The sequence below is a fragment of the Pseudomonas sp. S8 genome (assembly GCF_050473925.1).
Lineage (GTDB): Bacteria > Pseudomonadota > Gammaproteobacteria > Pseudomonadales > Pseudomonadaceae > Aquipseudomonas > Aquipseudomonas parakoreensis.
This window is the reverse complement of record NZ_JBFDVZ010000016.1, coordinates 4,747,564-4,765,085: the sequence shown is the minus strand read 5'-3', so window position 1 is coordinate 4,765,085 and position 17,522 is coordinate 4,747,564. Positions and strand designations below refer to the sequence as shown.

Genomic DNA, 17,522 nt, shown 5'->3' with positions numbered 1-17,522 from the left:
CATGATTGGATTGAACACTGCAGCGGTTTACGTGCTGCAAACCCTCGGCAGTCTGTACCTGCTGATCGTGCTGTTGCGCTTCGTTTTGCAACTGGTGCGGGCGAATTTCTACAACCCGCTGTGCCAGTTCGTGGTCAAGGCCACCCAGCCGCTGCTCAAGCCGCTGCGCCGGATCATCCCGAGCATCTTCGGCCTCGACATGTCTTCGCTGGTGCTGGCAATTCTGGTGCAACTGGCCTTGATGGCCCTGACCCTGCTGCTGACCTACGGCACCACCGGCAACCCGCTGCAACTGTTCATCTGGTCGATCATCGGCGTGACCGCGCTGTTCCTGAAGATCTTCTTCTTCGCCCTGATCATCAGCGTGATCCTGTCGTGGGTCGCCCCAGGCAGCCACAACCCGGGCGCTGAACTGGTCAACCAGATCTGCGAGCCGGCGCTGGCACCGTTCCGCAAGATTCTGCCGAACCTCGGCGGTCTGGACCTGTCGCCGATCTTCGCCTTCCTCGCGCTGAAGCTGATCGACATGCTGGTGATCAACAATCTGGCGGCGATGACGATGATGCCGGAAATCCTGCGCCTGCTGATGTGAGCTGGTTTCGCTGGGACGGGGACGACTTGATCCTCGAATGTCATCTGCAACCGGCAGCCCGCAGCGATGATTTCGCCGGGCTGCACGGCGATCGCCTGAAGATCCGCCTCACGGCGCCGCCGGTCGAGGGCAAGGCCAATGCGTATCTGATGGGTTTTCTGGCCAAGGCGTTTGGCGTGTCCAAAAGCCAGGTCAGTTTGCTCAGCGGCGAGTTGAACCGGCAGAAACGGGTGAAGATCTGCTCGCCGAAGAAGCTGCCGGATTTGCCCGGATTGATGCGTCCAGCCTGATCCACTGTGGTGAGGGGATTTATCCCCGATGGGTCGCGAAGCGGCCCCCTTGTTGTTGCCAACCCCATTCTTCCGGCACGGCCAAAGATGGCAGGGCTGCTACGCAGCCATCGGGGATAAATCCCCTCACCACAAGGACTTCGTTCAATCAACGATCAGGCCTTATCGTTGCTTGCCGCTAACCCCCCCGGTCTTTAGACTTACGCCTCATTTCAACGAGAGCAGGGTCGATGCCAGCTGCCTTTCCCCCCGATTCTGTTGGTCTGGTGACGCCGCAAACGGCGCACTTCAGTGAACCTCTGGCTTTGGCCTGCGGCCGTTCGCTGCCCGCCTACGACCTGATCTACGAAACCTACGGCACGCTGAACGCACAGGCGAGCAACGCCGTGCTGATCTGCCACGCCTTGTCCGGGCATCATCATGCCGCCGGCTATCACAGCGTCGACGACCGCAAGCCCGGTTGGTGGGACAGCTGCATCGGCCCGGGCAAACCGATCGACACCAACAAATTCTTCGTGGTCAGCCTGAACAATCTGGGCGGCTGCAACGGCTCCACCGGCCCGAGCAGTATCAATCCGGAAACCGGCAAGCCATTCGGCGCCGACTTCCCGGTGCTCACCGTGGAAGACTGGGTGCACAGCCAGGCGCGTCTGGCTGACCGGCTCGGCATTCGTCAGTTCGCCGCCGTGATCGGTGGCAGCCTCGGCGGCATGCAGGCCTTGCAGTGGACGATCACCTACCCGGATCGCGTGCGTCACTGCCTGGCTATCGCCTCAGCGCCCAAGCTGTCGGCGCAGAACATCGCCTTCAACGAAGTCGCGCGTCAGGCGATCCTCACCGACCCGGAGTTCCACGGTGGCTCGTTCCAGGAAGCGGGCGTGATCCCCAAGCGCGGGCTGATGCTGGCGCGGATGGTCGGGCACATCACCTACCTGTCCGACGACTCGATGGGCGAAAAATTCGGTCGCGGCCTGAAGAGCGAAAAGCTCAACTACGACTTCCACAGCGTCGAGTTCCAGGTCGAAAGCTATCTGCGCTATCAGGGTGAAGAATTCTCCGGGCGTTTCGATGCCAACACCTATTTGTTGATGACCAAGGCGCTGGACTACTTCGATCCGGCGGCGAACTTCGACGATAACCTGGCGAAAACTTTTGAAAACGCCACCGCCAAGTTCTGCGTGATGTCATTCACCACCGACTGGCGCTTCTCCCCGGCCCGCTCGCGGGAACTGGTGGACGCGCTGATGGCGGCACGCAAAGACGTGAGCTATCTGGAAATCGATGCGCCACAGGGCCACGACGCCTTCCTGATTCCGATCCCGCGCTATTTGCAGGCGTTCGGCAATTACATGAACCGAATTACGGTGTGAACAAGCCATGAGAGCTGATCTGGAAATCATCCAGGAATGGATCCCCGCCGGCAGCCGCGTGCTCGACCTCGGCTGCGGCGACGGCGAACTGCTGACCTGGCTGCGCGACAACAAGAACGTCACCGGTTATGGCCTGGAAAACGACGCCGACAACATCGCCGAATGCGTGGCCAAGGGCATCAACGTCATCGAGCAGGACCTGGACAAGGGCCTGGGCAACTTCGCCAGCAACAGTTTCGACATCGTCGTCATGACCCAGGCCCTGCAAGCCGTGCATTACCCGGACAAGATCCTCGACGAAATGCTCCGGGTCGGTCGTCAGTGCATCATCACCTTCCCCAACTTCGGTCACTGGCGCTGCCGCTGGTATCTGGCAAGCAAGGGCCGCATGCCGGTGTCGGAATTTCTGCCGTACACCTGGTACAACACGCCGAACATTCACTTCTGCACCTTCGAAGACTTTGAAGAACTTTGTCGCGAACGTGATGCGAAGGTCATTGATCGGCTTGCCGTGGATCAACAGCACCGCCACGGGTGGGCCAGTAAGCTATGGCCTAATCTGTTAGGTGAGATTGGTATCTACCGCGTCAGCAGCCCGGTGCTTGCAGATCATCGGATCGCGGTCTGAACCACGACATTTCGAGGAGAACGATCATGGGTCGCTTGATTACTGTGCTATTGGCCGCCTGCCTGAGTCTGTCGGCGGTGGCCGCCGATGCCATCAAGGGCGAACGCAAGGAAGTGTTCGGTGACGTTACCGTGCATTACAACACCTTCAACTCGACCTTCCTGACACCCGAGATCGCCAAGGCAGCCGAGCTGATCCGCAGCAAGAACCAGGGCGTGATCAACGTCTCGGTGATCAAGGACGGCAAACCGCTGATCGCCAACGTCACTGGCACGATCAAAGACCTGACCAGCCAGAGCGTGACCCTGAACTTCCGCCAGGTCACCGAACAAGGCGCGATCTACTACATCGCCCAGTACCCGGTGGAGCAGCAGGAGACCCGCACCTTTGAAATCAAGGTGCAGAACGGCGACAAGATCAACACCATCAACTTCAACCAAGAACTCTTTCCCGGCGAATGATGAACCTCACGCAACTCGTACTGGCCAGCCATAACGCCGGCAAACTCAAGGAACTCCAGGCCATGCTCGGCGATTCGGTGCAACTGCGCTCGATCGGCGAATGGAGCAAGGTCGAACCGGAAGAAACCGGTCTGTCGTTCGTCGAGAACGCGATCCTCAAGGCGCGCAATGCCGCGCGCATCTCCGGGCTGCCGGCGCTGGCGGACGATTCCGGCCTGGCGGTGGATTTCCTTGGCGGCGCGCCGGGCATCTACTCGGCGCGCTATGCCGACGGCAAGGGTGATGCGGCGAACAACGCCAAACTGCTCGACGCGCTTAAAGACGTGCCGCAAGCCGAGCGCGGTGCGCAGTTCGTCTGCGTGCTGGCACTGGTGCGGCATGCCGATGATCCGCTGCCGATCCTCTGCGAAGGCCTGTGGCACGGGCGCATCCTGACCGCCGCCAGCGGCGAGCACGGTTTCGGCTACGACCCGCTGTTCTGGGTGCCGGAGCGTGACGTGTCCAGCGCCGAACTGAGCCCGGCCGACAAAAACCAGATCAGCCACCGCGCCCGTGCAATGGATCTGCTGCGCCAGCGTCTGGGTTTGAAATGACCGATAGTCACCCCGCGTCGTCGCTGATCATCGGCGGCGCCTCTTCGCCTCGGGCGCCGCTGCCGACGCTGCCGCCTCTGGCGCTGTACATCCACATTCCGTGGTGTGTGCGCAAATGCCCGTATTGCGACTTCAACTCGCACACCGCCAGCCCGGTGCTGCCGGAAGTGGAATACGTCGACGCGTTGCTGGCCGATCTCGATCAGGACCTGCACGCGGTGTATGGCCGTGAAATCAGTTCGATCTTCCTCGGTGGCGGTACGCCGAGTCTGTTCAGCGCCGAAGCCCTCGGGCGCCTGCTCAAAGGCGTCGAGCAGCGCATCCCGTTTGCGCACGACATCGAGATCACCCTGGAGGCCAATCCAGGCACCTTCGAGCAAGAGAAGTTCGTCGCGTACCGCAAGCTGGGGATCAATCGCCTGTCGATCGGCATCCAGAGCTTCCAGCAGCAGAAACTCGAAGCCCTCGGCCGTATCCACAACGGCGACGAAGCGGTGCGCGCGGCAGGTATGGCGCGTCAGGCCGGGTTCGATAACTTCAACCTCGATTTGATGCATGGCCTGCCCGACCAGTCGCTGGACGATGCCTTGAGCGATCTGCGCCAGGCCATCGAACTGAAACCGACGCACATCTCCTGGTATCAGCTGACGCTGGAACCGAACACGGTGTTCTGGAACCAGCCGCCGGTGCTGCCGGAAGACGACACGCTGTGGGACATTCAGGAAGCCGGACAAGCGCTGCTGGCCGCGCACGGTTACGCACAATACGAAGTCTCGGCCTACGCCCAGCCCGGACGCCCGGCACGGCATAACCTCAATTACTGGAGTTTCGGCGACTTCATCGGCATCGGCGCCGGCGCCCACGGCAAGCTCAGCCATCCGGACGGGCGCATTGTGCGCACCTGGAAGACGCGCTTGCCAAAGGACTATCTCAACCCGGCCAAGAGCTTCCAGGCTGGCGAAAAAGCGCTGAGCAACGATGAGATGCCATTCGAGTTCCTGATGAATGCCCTGCGCCTGACGGCCGGGGTGGAATCGCGCCTGTATCCGGAACGCACCGGCCTGCCGCTGGAAAGTCTCGCCGAACACCGCCGCGAGGCCGAACAAAGCGGCCTGATGCAGGTCGAACCGTCACGTCTGGCGGCCACCGAGCGCGGACAACTGTTCCTCAACGACTTGCTGCAGAAATTTCTGAGCTGAGCCTGACGCCCGCCCCAAGGAAAAACCCATGGATTTGATACTCGACCTGCTCGCTACCGTGTCCCGCTGGAGTCGCAGCAATCTCTCGGAAATCGCCCTGGCCCTGGTGGGCTGCCTGCTGGTGCTGTTCGGTGCCGACTTCAAAGGCTGGGTCGAGCAACGCCTGGGCAGCATCGCCGGCGCCCTGCGCGTACCGTTGATGGCCCTGCTGTGCGTGATCGGCAGCGGTGCCGCGCTGATCTACGCGACGCCGTGGGTGGTCAAGGGCCTAAGCCAGTTCAACAACTACAGCCTGGCGCCGGTGTTGCTGGTGGTGCTGGTGTTGATAGGCGTAGTCGCCGACCGCCGCTGATCTTTCAGTACCCCCAAAACAACTGTAGGAGCTGCGGCACGCTGCGATCTTTTGATCTTCAAATCAAGATCAAAAGATCGCAGCGTGCCGCAGCTCCTACATTCGATTGCGTCAAGAGACAGGGAAGTTCATGAGCAAAAAACTGTTGGACGAGACAAGCAAATTTCTCAGCTTCGTATTGCGCCACGAACCTCAGGCGATCGGTCTGGTGCTGGATTCTGAAGGCTGGGCGAATATCGACGCACTGATCAGCGGCGCTGCGCGTGACGGTCGTGAACTGGATCGCGAACTGATTGAAGCGATCGTGACAAGTAGCGACAAGAAGCGCTTCTCGATTTCCGAGGACGGCCAACTGATTCGTGCGGTTCAGGGCCACTCAACGAAAAGCGTGGATCTGCAGTTCGAGCAGAAACAGCCACCGCAAACGCTGTATCACGGCACAGCAACGCGCTTTCTTGATTCAATCAAAGAACAGGGTCTGATCCCGGGATCACGCCATCACGTGCACCTTTCCCAAGACATCGGCACCGCTTCGGCCGTCGGGAAGCGCTATGGCACCGTGGTGATTCTGCAAGTCGCCGCACGGCAGATGGAAGAACAGGGCTTCAAGTTCTTTCATGCCGAAAACGGCGTCTGGCTGACAGAGCATGTACCGGTGCGCTTCATCTCTACCCTGTAATTTCTCGAACACCCAAAACAACTGTGGGAGCGAGCTTGCTCGCGAAGGCGTAGTGTCAGTCAACTCAGCGTTGAATGATCCATCGCATTCGCGAGCAAGCTCGCTCCCACCGTTTTTATTGCATGTTGCTTAAGCGATTTTCTCGAACTTCAGATCCCACACGCCATGCCCAAGACGTTCGCCGCGGCGTTCGAACTTGGTGATCGGGCGTTCGGCCGGGCGCGGTACGCATTTGCCGTCTTCGGCGAGGTTGCGGTAACCCGGGGCGACGTTCATCACTTCCAGCATGTACTCGGCGTACGGTTCCCAGTCGGTGGCCATGTGCAGGATGCCGCCAACCTTCAGCTTGCTGCGCACCAGTTCGGCGAAGGACGCCTGAACGATGCGACGCTTGTGGTGACGGCTCTTGTGCCACGGGTCCGGGAAGAACAGCATCAGGCGATCGAGGCTGTTGTCGGCGATGCAGCGGTTGAGCACTTCGATCGCGTCGCAATCGTAGACGCGCAGGTTGGTCAGGCCCTGAGTCAGCACGCCGTTGAGCAGCGCGCCAACACCCGGACGGTGCACTTCAACACCGATGAAGTCCTCATCCGGCGCCGCCGCGGCCATTTCCAGCAACGAATGGCCCATGCCGAAACCGATCTCCAGCGAGCGCGGCGCCGAACGGCCGAACACTTGATCGTAATCCACCGGCGCGTCGGCCAGCGGCAGCACGTACAGCGGCGCGCCCTGGTCCAGACCACGTTGCTGGCCTTCGGTCATGCGCCCGGCGCGCATCACGAAGCTCTTGATGCGGCGGTGTTGGCGCTCGTCGCCCTCTTCCGTCTGGAGAGGCGTGTCGTTCGATTCAGTCATCAATGGCTCTTACTTGATCAGACCATCCAGCGGCGAAGAGGCGCTGGCATAGAGTTTTTTCGGCATGCGGCCGGCGAGGTAGGCCAAGCGGCCTGCGACGATCGCGTGTTGCATGGCTTGGGCCATCATCACCGGTTGCTGAGCATGGGCGATGGCCGAGTTCATCAGCACCGCGTCACAGCCCAGTTCCATGGCGATGGTGGCGTCGGAGGCGGTACCGACACCGGCATCCACCAGCACCGGAATCTTGGCTTCTTCGAGGATGATCTGCAGGTTGTACGGGTTGCAGATCCCCAGACCGGAACCGATCAGACCGGCCAGCGGCATGACCGCGATGCAGCCGATTTCCGCCAGTTGGCGAGCGATGATCGGGTCATCACTGGTGTAAACCATCACGTCGAAGCCTTCCTTGACCAGCGTTTCCGCGGCCTTGAGGGTTTCGATCACGTTGGGGAACAGGGTTTTCTGGTCAGCCAGCACCTCCAGCTTCACCAGATTGTGACCATCGAGCAGTTCACGAGCCAGGCGGCAGGTGCGCACGGCCTCGATAGCGTCGTAGCAACCGGCGGTGTTCGGCAGGAAGGTGTAGCGATCCGGCGACAGCACTTCGAGCAGATTCGGCTCGCCTTCGATCTGGCCCAGGTTGGTGCGGCGCACGGCGAAAGTGACGATCTCGGCACCCGAGGCTTCGATGGCCTGGCGGGTTTCTTCCATGTCACGGTACTTGCCGGTACCGACCAGCAAACGCGACTGGTAAGTACGACCGGCCAGGACGAAAGGCTTGTCGCTACGAACGATGCTCATGGGGAATCCTCTTTAGGGGTGAGGGTCTTGCAGAATTCTGTGCCCTTGCGGGCCGGGCGACTAGCCGCCGCCGATGGCGTGCACCACTTCAACATGGTCGCCGTCATTGAGAACGGTGTCGGCATGCTGACTGCGCGGGACGATATCCAGATTGAGTTCAACTGCCACCCGCCGACCGGTCAGGTCCATACGGGCAATCAGGGCCGCAACGGTTTCACCGTCGGGCAGTTCAAGGGATTCGCCGTTCAACTGAATGCGCATGCGCCAGGCCGCCATCATTTTTAGGGGGTGGCATTCTAGCCCGATCATGACCTAAAGGTCAGCACCAAGCGTCAAGCGGTTTACTGCAGGCGCCAGGCGGCAAGCCCAAGGCACAGCCAGCCGACCAGAAACGCCAGACCGCCGAACGGGGTAATGATGCCGAGCTTGCTGATGCCGGTGGTGGTCAGCACATACAGACTGCCGGAGAACAGCAGGATACCGAGGGTGAACGATGCCCCCGCCCAAGCGACGAGACGCCCCTGAATCTGCGAGGCCAACAGTGCAACACCAAACAACGCCAAAGCGTGCACCAGCTGATAGGTCACGCCAGTGTGGAAAATCGCCAGATACTCGGGGGTCAGGCGGTTTTTCAGGCCATGAGCGGCGAAGGCGCCAAGGCCCACACCGGTAAAACCAAAGAAAGCGGCCAGCATCAGAAAGCCACGCAGCATGTGGAACTCCAGTCAGACTCGTTCGGCAGGGTCTGTATAATGGCCCGCTCCATCGGTTCGGCCAAGCCATCTCTATGCTGCGTTCACTTTTGCGTCGTCTCACGAAGGCCCTGCTCTGGTTCGCGGGCGGCAGTGTATTGCTGGTGTTGCTGTTTCGCTTCGTGCCGCCGCCGGGCACGGCGCTGATGGTCGAGCGCAAGGTTGAATCCTGGGTCGACGGCGAGCCGATTGACCTGCAGCGCACCTGGAAACCGTGGGACGAGATCTCCGATGACCTCAAGGTCGCGGTCATGGCCGGCGAAGATCAGAAATTTCCCGAGCACTGGGGTTTTGACTTCGGCGCGATCCAGGCGGCGTTGGCCCACAACGAACTCGGCGGTTCGATTCGCGGCGCCAGCACCCTGAGCCAGCAAGTGTCGAAGAACCTGTTTCTGTGGTCGGGGCGCAGCTATCTGCGCAAAGGCCTGGAGGCCTGGTTTACTGCACTGATTGAAGTGTTCTGGCCCAAGCAGCGGATTCTTGAGGTTTATCTGAACAGCGTCGAGTGGGATGACGGGGTGTTTGGTGCCGAAGCGGCGGCGCGCCATCACTTTGGTGTGAGCGCCAAGTCACTGTCGCGGCAGCAGGCGAGTTATCTGGCGGCGGTGCTGCCTAACCCGCGCGTGTGGAGTGCGAGCCATCCGACAGCTTATGTATCGCGCCGGGCCGGGTGGATTCGCCAGCAGATGAGCCAGTTGGGCGGGACCAGTTATTTGCTGGGGCTGGATGATTCGCGTCGGGCGCCTTGGGCGCAATAGCCCTCACTGTTCTTATAGACACTGAAAATCCCTGTGGGAGCGGGCTTGCCCGCGATAGCGGTAGTTCAGCCACCATCTACATGACTGACCCGACGCCATCGCTGGCAAGCCAGCTCCCACAGGGATTAATGCCGCCCTGACATATGCGCATAAAAAAACGCCCCGATCATCGCTGATCGGGGCGTTTTTGTTTGCCTGAGCGCCGGTTACGCGGCGATCGACAACTTGAGCTTGTTCATCGCGCTCTTCTCGAGCTGACGGATCCGCTCGGCCGACACGTTGTACTTCTGTGCCAGGTCGTGCAGCGTGGCTTTCTCTTCTGCCAGCCAGCGCTGGTAGAGGATGTCACGGCTACGCTCGTCCAGCACTTCCAGCGCTTCGTGCAGGTTGTGGTTGGAGTTGTCGCTCCAGTCGGCATCTTCCAGTTGACGCGCCGGGTCGTACCGGTGGTCTTCCAGATAGTTGGCCGGCGACTGGAAAGCACTGTCGTCGTCAGCTTCTGCAGCCGGGTCGAAAGCCATGTCATGGCCGGTCAGGCGACTTTCCATCTCGCGCACTTCACGCGGTTCGACGCCGAGGCTTTCCGCCACACGGTGGACTTCCTCGTTGTTCAGCCATGCAAGACGCTTCTTCTGGCTGCGCAGGTTGAAGAACAGCTTGCGCTGGGCCTTGGTGGTCGCGACTTTCACAATGCGCCAGTTGCGCAGGATGAACTCGTGAATTTCCGCCTTGATCCAGTGCACGGCGAACGACACCAGACGCACACCCATTTCCGGGTTGAAGCGCTTTACAGCCTTCATCAGGCCGACGTTGCCTTCCTGGATCAGGTCAGCCTGAGCCAGACCGTAGCCGGAATAGCTACGGGCGATGTGTACGACAAATCGCAGGTGGGCGAGCACCATCTGCCGAGCCGCCCCAAGATCCTGCTCATAGTAGAGACTCTCGGCCAGTTCACGCTCCTGCTCCGGCGTCAGCAATGGAATGCTGTTGACGGTGTGCACATAGGCTTCCAGGTTCGCACCCGGAACCAACGCGTACGCAGGTTGCAAAGAATTGGTCATGCGAAAAAACCTCCCACTTACATACTCGTGCCTCTCGGCACTGCGAAAAATTGACCGGGAATTCAAGTGCAAGTTCCCAAAAAAACCGCAAGGTCAATCACGCGCAAAAAAGATTCTACTTCGGCGCCAGCTCCCTGAGATGACGTGCGACTGCAATCCATGCACCGATATAACCCAACAGCACCGCGCCAAGCAAGAGCGACAGACCGTCGGCAACTGGCACTCCGGCCAGCGCGAAATCACTGCCGTACAAGCCGGCCAGTCCAACCACCGCGTCGTTCAGCCAGTTCAGGCCGAACGCCAGCACACCCCAGGACAGAACCCCCGCACCGAAGCCATACAACGCGCCCATATAAAGGAAGGGGCGACGTACATAGCTGTCAGTGCCGCCGACGAGTTTAATCACTTCTATCTCTGTGCGGCGGTTTTCAATATGAAGACGAATGGTATTGCCTATCACCAAAAGTAATGCAGACACCAAAAGCACCGTCAGACCGAAGACAAAACGGTCACCGAGCTTGAGGATGGCGGCCAGACGCTCGACCCAGACTAGATCAAGTTGCGCCTGTTGTACCTTCGGCAGCTCGGAAAGTTTTTGTCTTAATGCTTCCAGAGTCGGCTTGTCGACCTCGTTCGGGGTCACCAGCACCACGCCCGGCAGCGGGTTCTCCGGCAGCTCGCGCAGGGCTTCGCCCAGACCGGACTGCTGCTGAAACTCTTCCAGCGCCTGATCACGACCGACATATTCGGCATCAGCGACGCCGGGCATGCCTTTGATCTGCTCGCGCAACGACTCGCCCTGCGCGGGCGTGGCATCCAGTTGCAGGTACAACGAAATCTGCGCCGCCCGCTGCCACGAACCGCCGAGACGCTCGACGTTGTTGATCAGCAGCGACAGGCCCATCGGCAAGCTCAGCGCCACGGCCATCACCATGCAGGTGAAGAAGCTGCCGATCGGCTGCTTGCCAAGGCGACGCAGGCTGTCGAGCAGGCTGGCGCGGTGACTTTCAATCCACGAACGCAACAGCGTGGAGAAGTCCGGGCCATCGTCATCGTCGTGTTTTTTCTTCTTCGGCGGTTGCGGGTCGGCGGCCTTCGGGGCCACGCGCTCGGAAACCTTCGGACTGCGTGTCGCACTCATACGCCGGCCTCCCCGTCGCCGATCAGTCGGCCGCGTTGCAAGGTCAGCATGCGGTGCCGCATGCGCGCAATCAGGGCCAGGTCGTGACTGGCGATCAGCACGCTGGTGCCCAGCCGGTTGATGTCTTCGAAGACGCCCATGATCTCGGCCGCCAGGCGCGGGTCGAGGTTACCGGTCGGTTCGTCCGCCAGCAGCAGCGCCGGACGGTGGACGATGGCGCGGGCGATACCGACGCGCTGCTGTTGACCAGTGGACAGGTCGCCGGGGTACAGATCGGTTTTATCCGACAGCGCCACGCGCTCCAGCGCCGAATCGACGCGCTTGGCGATCTCGGCCTTGGACAACCCGAGAATCTGCAGCGGCAGCGCGACGTTGTTGAACACCGTGCGATCGAACAGCAACTGGTGATTCTGGAACACCACGCCGATCTGCCGGCGCAGGAACGGAATCTGCGCGTTACTGATGGTGCTCAGGTCCTGCCCGGCCAGCAGCAGTTTGCCGCTGGTCGGACGCTCCATCGCCAGCAACAGGCGCAACAGCGTGGATTTACCAGCACCGGAGTGACCGGTGACAAACAGAAACTCGCCACGACGGACTCGAAAGCTCAGCTCATGCAAGCCGACGTGACCGTTCGGGTAGCGTTTACCGACCTGTTCGAAACGAATCATGAACGCTCCCGCTCGGCAAACAGTGCCTGGACAAAGGGTTCGGCTTCAAAGGTACGCAGATCGTCGATGCCTTCACCGACGCCGATGTAGCGGATCGGCAGGCCAAACTGCTTGGCCAGGGCGAAAATCACCCCGCCCTTGGCGGTGCCGTCGAGCTTGGTCAGCGCCAGGCCGGTCAGTTCGACGGTCTGGTTGAATTGCTTGGCCTGGTTGATGGCGTTCTGACCGGTGCCGGCGTCGAGCACCAGCAACACTTCGTGCGGCGCGTCGGCGTCGAGCTTGCCGATCACCCGGCGAACTTTCTTCAGTTCTTCCATCAGGTTGTCTTTGGTATGCAGACGACCGGCGGTGTCGGCGATCAGCACGTCAATGCCACGGGCCTTGGCGGCCTGCACGGCGTCGAAGATCACTGAAGCCGAGTCCGCGCCAGTGTGCTGGGCGATCACCGGGATCTTGTTGCGCTCACCCCAGACCTGCAACTGCTCAACGGCAGCGGCGCGGAAGGTGTCACCGGCGGCGAGCATGACTTTCTTACCTTCCAGCTGCAGCTTCTTCGCCAGCTTGCCGATGGTGGTGGTCTTGCCGGCGCCGTTGACGCCAACCACCAGAATCACGAACGGCTTGGTCTGCGAGGCGATTTTCAGCGGCTGTTCGACCGGTTTCAGCATCGCCGCCAGCTCGGCCTGCAGCGACTTGTACAGCGCGTCGGCATCGGCCAGCTCCTTGCGGGCGACCTTCTGAGTCAAGCGCTGGATGATCTGCGTAGTGGCTTCGACACCGACGTCGGCGGTCAGCAGACGCGTTTCCAGCTCATCGAGCAAATCGTCATCAATGGTTTTACGGCCGAGAAACAGGCTGGCCATGCCCTCGCCGATGCTGGCGCTGGTTTTCGACAGGCCTTGCTTGAGGCGGGCGAAAAAGCCGACTTTGGTTTCTTCGCTGCGCGGGGCTTCCACTGGCGTTTCAGCGACGACTTCTACCGGCACCACCGGAGCAGCGACGACCGGTGCAGGTGCAGGCTGCTGAACGACCGGCGCAACAGGGGCGACGAACACCGGGGCCACGGGTTCGGGAACAACCTGCGCAGGCTCGACAACCGGCTCAACCACTGGCGCCGGAGCGACTTCAGGGACGAACGCGGCAGGCGCCGGAATCGGCGGCGTCACATGCGGCGCGGCCTCTTCGACCAACGCCACCGGCTCTTCCGCCACCGGCAAGGTCAGCCACGGCTCGACCGCCGGCGTCAGTGACAGCTCGGCCGCCACCGGGGTTTCAGGTTCTGGCTCGGGCTCGACCGGTTGCAGCACCGGCTCGGCAATCGGCAGCACGATCGGCGCCGGCTCTTCTTCTATAGCAGGCGCTGGCGTCGGAGCCGGTTCAGGAATCGCGGGCGGCTGTTCGACGACGGGTTCCTGCGGTTTCTTACGCAGCCATCCGAACAGGCTTTTCTTCTCGCCAGCCGCAGCTGGGGTCTTCTTGTCGTCGTTGGAACCAAACATGGAGGACGGCTATCTCACGGTAGCGACGCGCCATAAGGGCGCCCCGGCAAATAAATATTCGATGCAGAACAGACTGTGTTTCATCCAGCTTGTTCACGCGCAACATTTTGTCGAGGCGCCAGCGGCACCCCAAAGATTCGTATTAACGAAGGACTAAACCGGAAAAATCGGCGAAAAAGCGAAGTCTAGTCGATAAACCGCAGCTTTCTGCCGCCAACCTATACAACCGGATCAGGCCTGAAAACCTGATAGGCGTGGTCGCCGGTAAAACGGATCAGTATCCTAGCACCCTCTCGCCCGCCGACGCTAAGACCAAGCGGGCAGCCCAACAGGTTAAAAAACAAATGAATGCTCTAGCCCGCCGCGCTGCAGGCCTGCTGCTCAGCACAGTCTGCTTGCCCCTTTCGGCCCTGGCGGCCGACCCGCAACCGACCCACGAATTCACCCTCGACAACGGCCTGAAGATCGTCGTGCGCGAAGACCATCGCGCGCCAGTCGTGGTATCGCAGGTCTGGTACAAGGTCGGCTCCAGCTACGAAACCCCGGGCCAGACCGGTCTGTCCCACGCGCTCGAGCACATGATGTTCAAGGGCAGCGAGAAAGTCGGCCCCGGCGAAGCCTCGCTGATCCTGCGTGACCTGGGCGCCGAAGAAAACGCCTTCACCAGTGACGACTTCACCGCCTATTACCAGGTGCTGGCCCGCGACCGTCTGGGCGTAGCGTTCGAACTGGAAGCCGACCGCATGGCCAATCTGCGCCTGCCGGCTGACGAATTCGCCAAGGAAATCGAAGTCATCAAGGAAGAGCGCCGCCTGCGCACCGATGACAAGCCGATGTCCAAAGCCTACGAGCGCTACAAGGCGATGGCTTACCCGGCCAGCGGCTACCACACGCCGACCATCGGCTGGATGGCGGATCTTGACCGAATGAAGGTTGAGGAGCTGCGTCACTGGTATCAATCCTGGTATGTGCCGAACAATGCCACGCTGGTGGTGGTCGGCGACGTCACCCCCGATGAAGTGAAGACCCTCGCCCAGCGCTACTTCGGGCCGATTGCCAAGCGCGACGTACCGCCAGCGAAGAAACCGCTGGAACTGGCCGAGCCGGGTGAGCGCCAGATCACCCTGCATGTGCAGACCCAACTGCCTAGCCTGATGCTCGGCTTCAACGTGCCAAGCATTGCCACTGCTGAAGACAAGCGCTCGGTCAACGCCCTGCGCCTGATCTCGGCGCTGCTCGACGGCGGCTACAGCGGGCGCATCCCGACGCAACTGGAGCGCGGCGAAGAGCTGGTTTCCGGCGGTTCGTCGAGCTACGACGCCTACACCCGTGGCGACAGCCTGTTCACCCTGTCGGCGACGCCGAACACGCAGAAGAACAAGACCATGGCGCAAGCTGAAGCCGGTCTGTGGAAACTGCTGGAACAACTGAAAACCACCGCACCGTCCGCCGAAGAGCTGGAACGCGTGCGGGCACAGGTTATTGCCGGCCTGGTGTTCGAACGCGATTCGATCACCAGTCAGGCCACCGCCATCGGCCAACTGGAAACGGTCGGGCTGTCGTGGAAGTTGATGGACACCGAACTTGCCGATCTGGAAAGCGTAACCCCGCAAGACATCCAGAACGCCGCCAAGCTGTATTTCACCCGCGAACGTCTCAGCGTCGCCCATGTCCTGCCACTGGAGACGACTCATGAGTGAGCGCAAATCCCCACGCCTGCTGCTCGGTTTGATCGCCATCGCCGTGATCGGCTCTGCCGCGTTCTATCTGATGCCCGGAGTCAAACCCGACGCCAGCGAAGCGCTGGACAACGCCAAGACCAGCCAGAAGCTGCAATCGCTGGCCGAACTCGACGGCAAGGCCCCGGCCAGCCGCAAGCTCGACGTGCAAACCTGGAACACCGCCGAAGGCGCCAAGGTGCTGTTCGTCGAAGCCCATGAGCTGCCGATGTTCGATATGCGCCTGATCTTCGCCGCCGGCAGCAGTCAGGACGGCAATGCACCGGGCCTGGCAGTCCTGACCAATGCCATGCTCAACGAAGGCGTGGCCGGCAAGGACGTCGGCGCCATCGCCCAAGGCTTCGAAGGCCTCGGTGCGGATTTCGGCAACGGCGCCTACAAGGACATGGCGCTGGCTTCGCTGCGCAGCCTGAGTGCCGCCGACCAGCGCGAGCCGGCGCTCAAGCTGTTCTCCGAAGTGGTAGGCAAACCGACGTTCCCGGCCGACTCCTTCGCGCGCATCAAGAATCAGATGCTCGCCGGTTTCGAGTACCAGAAACAGAACCCCGGCAAACTCGCCAGCCTTGAGCTGATGAAACGTTTGTACGGCGACCACCCTTACGCGCATTCCAGCGACGGCAACCCGCAGAGCGTGCCGAAGATCACTCTGGCGCAACTGCGTGAGTTCCACGCCAAGGCCTACGCGGCGGGCAACGTGGTGATCGCGCTGGTCGGTGACCTGTCGCGCGCCGAAGCCGAGGCGATTGCCAATCAGGTCTCCGGCGCCCTGCCGAAAGGCCCGGCATTGTCGAAAATCGCCCAGCCGCAGGAACCGAAGGCCAGCGTCAATCACATCGAGTTCCCGTCCAAGCAAACCAACCTGTTGCTCGCGCAACTGGGTATCGACCGTGACGATCCGGATTACGCGGCGCTGTCGATGGGCAACCAGATCCTCGGTGGCGGCGGTTTCGGCACCCGGCTGATGAGCGAAGTGCGCGAGAAGCGCGGCCTGACCTACGGCGTGTATTCCGGGTTCAGCCCGATGCAGGCTCGCGGCCCGTTCATGATCAACCTGCAGACCCGCGCGGAAATGAGCGAAGGCACGCTGAAACTGGTGCAGGACGTGCTCGCCGATTATCTGAAGACCGGCCCGACCCAGAAAGAACTCGACGACGCCAAGCGCGAGCTGGCCGGCAGCTTCCCGCTGTCCACCGCAAGCAACGCCGATATCGTCGGCCAACTGGGCGCCATGGGCTTCTATAATCTGCCGTTGAGCTATCTGGATGACTTCATGCGTCAGTCCCAGAGCCTGACTGTCGAGCAGGTCAAAGACGCGATGAACAAACACCTGAGCACGGACAAACTGGTCATCGTCAGCGCTGGCCCGACCGTGCCGCAAAAGCCGTTACCGGCCCCATCTGATAAACCTGCCGAGCAACCGCTCGGGGTTCCGGAGCATTAATGGCTACTCGTCCTAAAAAACCTGCGCAGAACGTTCACAACGGTGTGAACCAGCTGCGCATCATCGGCGGCGAATGGCGCAGCCGTAAACTGAGCTTCCCCGATGCGCCGGGGCTGCGCCCGACGCCGGACCGCGTGCGCGAAACCCTGTTCAACTGGCTCGCGCCGTATGTGGCCGGGGCCAAAGTGCTGGACCCGTTCGCCGGCAGCGGCGCGCTGTTTCTTGAAGCACTGTCGCGTGGCGCGGCCATGGGCCAGGCGCTGGATGCCAGCCACGTTGCCGTGTCGAGCCTGAAGGAACACCTCGGCACCCTGCGCTGCACCAACGGCCAGGTGCAGACCGCCGACGCGCTGCGTTATCTGGAGACCCAGGTCGCCACGCCGTTCGATCTGGTATTTCTCGATCCGCCGTTCAACCAGAACCTGTTGCCAGCGGTCTGCACCTTGCTGGAAGAACGCCAATGGCTGGCGCCGGATTCGTGGATCTACACTGAAAGCGAGACCGCGCCTTCGACGCTGGGCCTGCCGGGCAACTGGCGCCTGCACCGCGAGCAGAAATCCGGGCGGGTGTACTACGCGTTGTGGCAACGTATGGCCGTTAACTGAAAATATTGAACAACCCTGTGGCGAGGGAGCTTGCT

General features: G+C 61.2%; 21 protein-coding genes. 13 read left to right on the top strand and 8 right to left on the bottom strand.

What is annotated here, in order from left to right:
* Position 1: 1 nt before the first annotated feature.
* The 9 genes from AB1J88_RS22610 to AB1J88_RS22570 all read left to right on the top strand — a co-directional run bounded on the left by AB1J88_RS22610 (position 2) and on the right by AB1J88_RS22570 (position 6,164).
* The gene (locus AB1J88_RS22610; protein WP_027610578.1) at positions 2–592 is read left to right on the top strand and encodes a YggT family protein; all 591 of its coding nucleotides are present in this window, start codon (positions 2–4) and stop codon (positions 590–592) included.
* Positions 589–882, top strand: a complete 294-nt coding sequence (locus AB1J88_RS22605; RefSeq protein WP_430292021.1) for a DUF167 domain-containing protein — start codon at positions 589–591, stop codon at positions 880–882. Before AB1J88_RS22610 ends, AB1J88_RS22605 begins: the two co-directional genes overlap by 4 nt.
* Positions 883–1,112: 230 nt before the next feature.
* Positions 1,113–2,252, top strand: a complete 1,140-nt coding sequence (metX, locus tag AB1J88_RS22600; RefSeq protein WP_430292020.1) for a homoserine O-succinyltransferase MetX — start codon at positions 1,113–1,115, stop codon at positions 2,250–2,252.
* A gap of 7 nt (positions 2,253–2,259) precedes the next feature.
* On the top strand, positions 2,260–2,880 hold the full coding sequence (gene metW / locus AB1J88_RS22595; protein WP_047297140.1) for a methionine biosynthesis protein MetW: 621 nt from the start codon (positions 2,260–2,262) through the stop codon (positions 2,878–2,880).
* A 26-nt stretch (positions 2,881–2,906) separates the two neighbouring features.
* Positions 2,907–3,341 (top strand): DUF4426 domain-containing protein, encoded by a 435-nt coding sequence (locus AB1J88_RS22590; protein WP_086792263.1) that lies wholly within the window; start codon positions 2,907–2,909, stop codon positions 3,339–3,341.
* The gene (rdgB, locus tag AB1J88_RS22585; protein ID WP_041063545.1) at positions 3,338–3,934 is read left to right on the top strand and encodes an RdgB/HAM1 family non-canonical purine NTP pyrophosphatase; all 597 of its coding nucleotides are present in this window, start codon (positions 3,338–3,340) and stop codon (positions 3,932–3,934) included. The genes AB1J88_RS22590 and rdgB overlap by 4 nt, the downstream gene beginning before the upstream one ends.
* A complete protein-coding gene (hemW, locus tag AB1J88_RS22580; protein WP_430292019.1) occupies positions 3,931–5,133 on the top strand; it encodes a radical SAM family heme chaperone HemW in 1,203 nt (400 codons plus the stop codon). Before rdgB ends, hemW begins: the two co-directional genes overlap by 4 nt.
* Positions 5,134–5,161: 28 nt before the next feature.
* On the top strand, positions 5,162–5,485 hold the full coding sequence (locus tag AB1J88_RS22575) for a DUF3392 domain-containing protein (RefSeq protein WP_003229134.1): 324 nt from the start codon (positions 5,162–5,164) through the stop codon (positions 5,483–5,485).
* A gap of 130 nt (positions 5,486–5,615) precedes the next feature.
* On the top strand, positions 5,616–6,164 hold the full coding sequence (locus tag AB1J88_RS22570) for an RNA 2'-phosphotransferase (RefSeq protein ID WP_430292018.1): 549 nt from the start codon (positions 5,616–5,618) through the stop codon (positions 6,162–6,164).
* Between the two features lie 129 nt (positions 6,165–6,293).
* On the opposite strand, the gene trmB is transcribed toward AB1J88_RS22570, so the two are convergent.
* The 4 genes from trmB to AB1J88_RS22550 all read right to left on the bottom strand — a co-directional run bounded on the left by trmB (position 6,294) and on the right by AB1J88_RS22550 (position 8,536).
* Positions 6,294–7,019 (bottom strand): tRNA (guanosine(46)-N7)-methyltransferase TrmB, encoded by a 726-nt coding sequence (trmB, locus tag AB1J88_RS22565; protein WP_222017900.1) that lies wholly within the window; start codon positions 7,017–7,019, stop codon positions 6,294–6,296.
* Between the two features lie 9 nt (positions 7,020–7,028).
* Entirely contained in the window at positions 7,029–7,823 is a 795-nt protein-coding gene (locus AB1J88_RS22560; RefSeq protein ID WP_007964131.1) for a thiazole synthase, read from the bottom strand.
* A 60-nt stretch (positions 7,824–7,883) separates the two neighbouring features.
* The gene (thiS, locus tag AB1J88_RS22555) at positions 7,884–8,084 is read right to left on the bottom strand and encodes a sulfur carrier protein ThiS (protein ID WP_161794890.1); all 201 of its coding nucleotides are present in this window, start codon (positions 8,082–8,084) and stop codon (positions 7,884–7,886) included.
* A gap of 80 nt (positions 8,085–8,164) precedes the next feature.
* Complete coding sequence (locus AB1J88_RS22550) at positions 8,165–8,536, bottom strand: DUF423 domain-containing protein (protein WP_041063556.1); 372 nt, start codon at positions 8,534–8,536, stop codon at positions 8,165–8,167.
* 74 nt (positions 8,537–8,610) lie between these two features.
* On the opposite strand from AB1J88_RS22550, the gene mtgA reads away from it, so the two are divergent.
* Positions 8,611–9,333, top strand: a complete 723-nt coding sequence (gene mtgA, locus AB1J88_RS22545; protein WP_430292017.1) for a monofunctional biosynthetic peptidoglycan transglycosylase — start codon at positions 8,611–8,613, stop codon at positions 9,331–9,333.
* 206 nt (positions 9,334–9,539) lie between these two features.
* Here mtgA and rpoH read toward each other — a convergent pair whose 3' ends face one another.
* The 4 genes from rpoH to ftsY all read right to left on the bottom strand — a co-directional run bounded on the left by rpoH (position 9,540) and on the right by ftsY (position 13,702).
* Positions 9,540–10,394 (bottom strand): RNA polymerase sigma factor RpoH, encoded by an 855-nt coding sequence (gene rpoH, locus AB1J88_RS22540; RefSeq protein ID WP_003229146.1) that lies wholly within the window; start codon positions 10,392–10,394, stop codon positions 9,540–9,542.
* Positions 10,395–10,509: 115 nt separating this feature from the next.
* Positions 10,510–11,535, bottom strand: a complete 1,026-nt coding sequence (gene ftsX / locus AB1J88_RS22535) for a permease-like cell division protein FtsX (protein WP_007964135.1) — start codon at positions 11,533–11,535, stop codon at positions 10,510–10,512.
* Positions 11,532–12,203, bottom strand: a complete 672-nt coding sequence (gene ftsE / locus AB1J88_RS22530; RefSeq protein WP_003229148.1) for a cell division ATP-binding protein FtsE — start codon at positions 12,201–12,203, stop codon at positions 11,532–11,534. Before ftsE ends, ftsX begins: the two co-directional genes overlap by 4 nt.
* Positions 12,200–13,702 carry a signal recognition particle-docking protein FtsY gene (gene ftsY, locus AB1J88_RS22525; RefSeq protein ID WP_430292016.1) on the bottom strand — a complete coding sequence of 501 codons (1,503 nt, stop codon included), beginning with the start codon at positions 13,700–13,702 and terminating at the stop codon, positions 12,200–12,202. Before ftsY ends, ftsE begins: the two co-directional genes overlap by 4 nt.
* A gap of 344 nt (positions 13,703–14,046) precedes the next feature.
* Here ftsY and AB1J88_RS22520 point away from each other — a divergent pair, with 344 nt between their 5' ends.
* The 3 genes from AB1J88_RS22520 to rsmD are packed head-to-tail and all read left to right on the top strand — an operon-like array spanning position 14,047 to position 17,487.
* Complete coding sequence (locus AB1J88_RS22520) at positions 14,047–15,402, top strand: M16 family metallopeptidase (RefSeq protein ID WP_430292015.1); 1,356 nt, start codon at positions 14,047–14,049, stop codon at positions 15,400–15,402.
* Positions 15,395–16,882 carry a M16 family metallopeptidase gene (locus tag AB1J88_RS22515; protein ID WP_430292014.1) on the top strand — a complete coding sequence of 496 codons (1,488 nt, stop codon included), beginning with the start codon at positions 15,395–15,397 and terminating at the stop codon, positions 16,880–16,882. Before AB1J88_RS22520 ends, AB1J88_RS22515 begins: the two co-directional genes overlap by 8 nt.
* Positions 16,882–17,487 carry a 16S rRNA (guanine(966)-N(2))-methyltransferase RsmD gene (gene rsmD / locus AB1J88_RS22510; RefSeq protein ID WP_041063575.1) on the top strand — a complete coding sequence of 202 codons (606 nt, stop codon included), beginning with the start codon at positions 16,882–16,884 and terminating at the stop codon, positions 17,485–17,487. Before AB1J88_RS22515 ends, rsmD begins: the two co-directional genes overlap by 1 nt.
* Positions 17,488–17,522 lie beyond the last annotated feature (35 nt).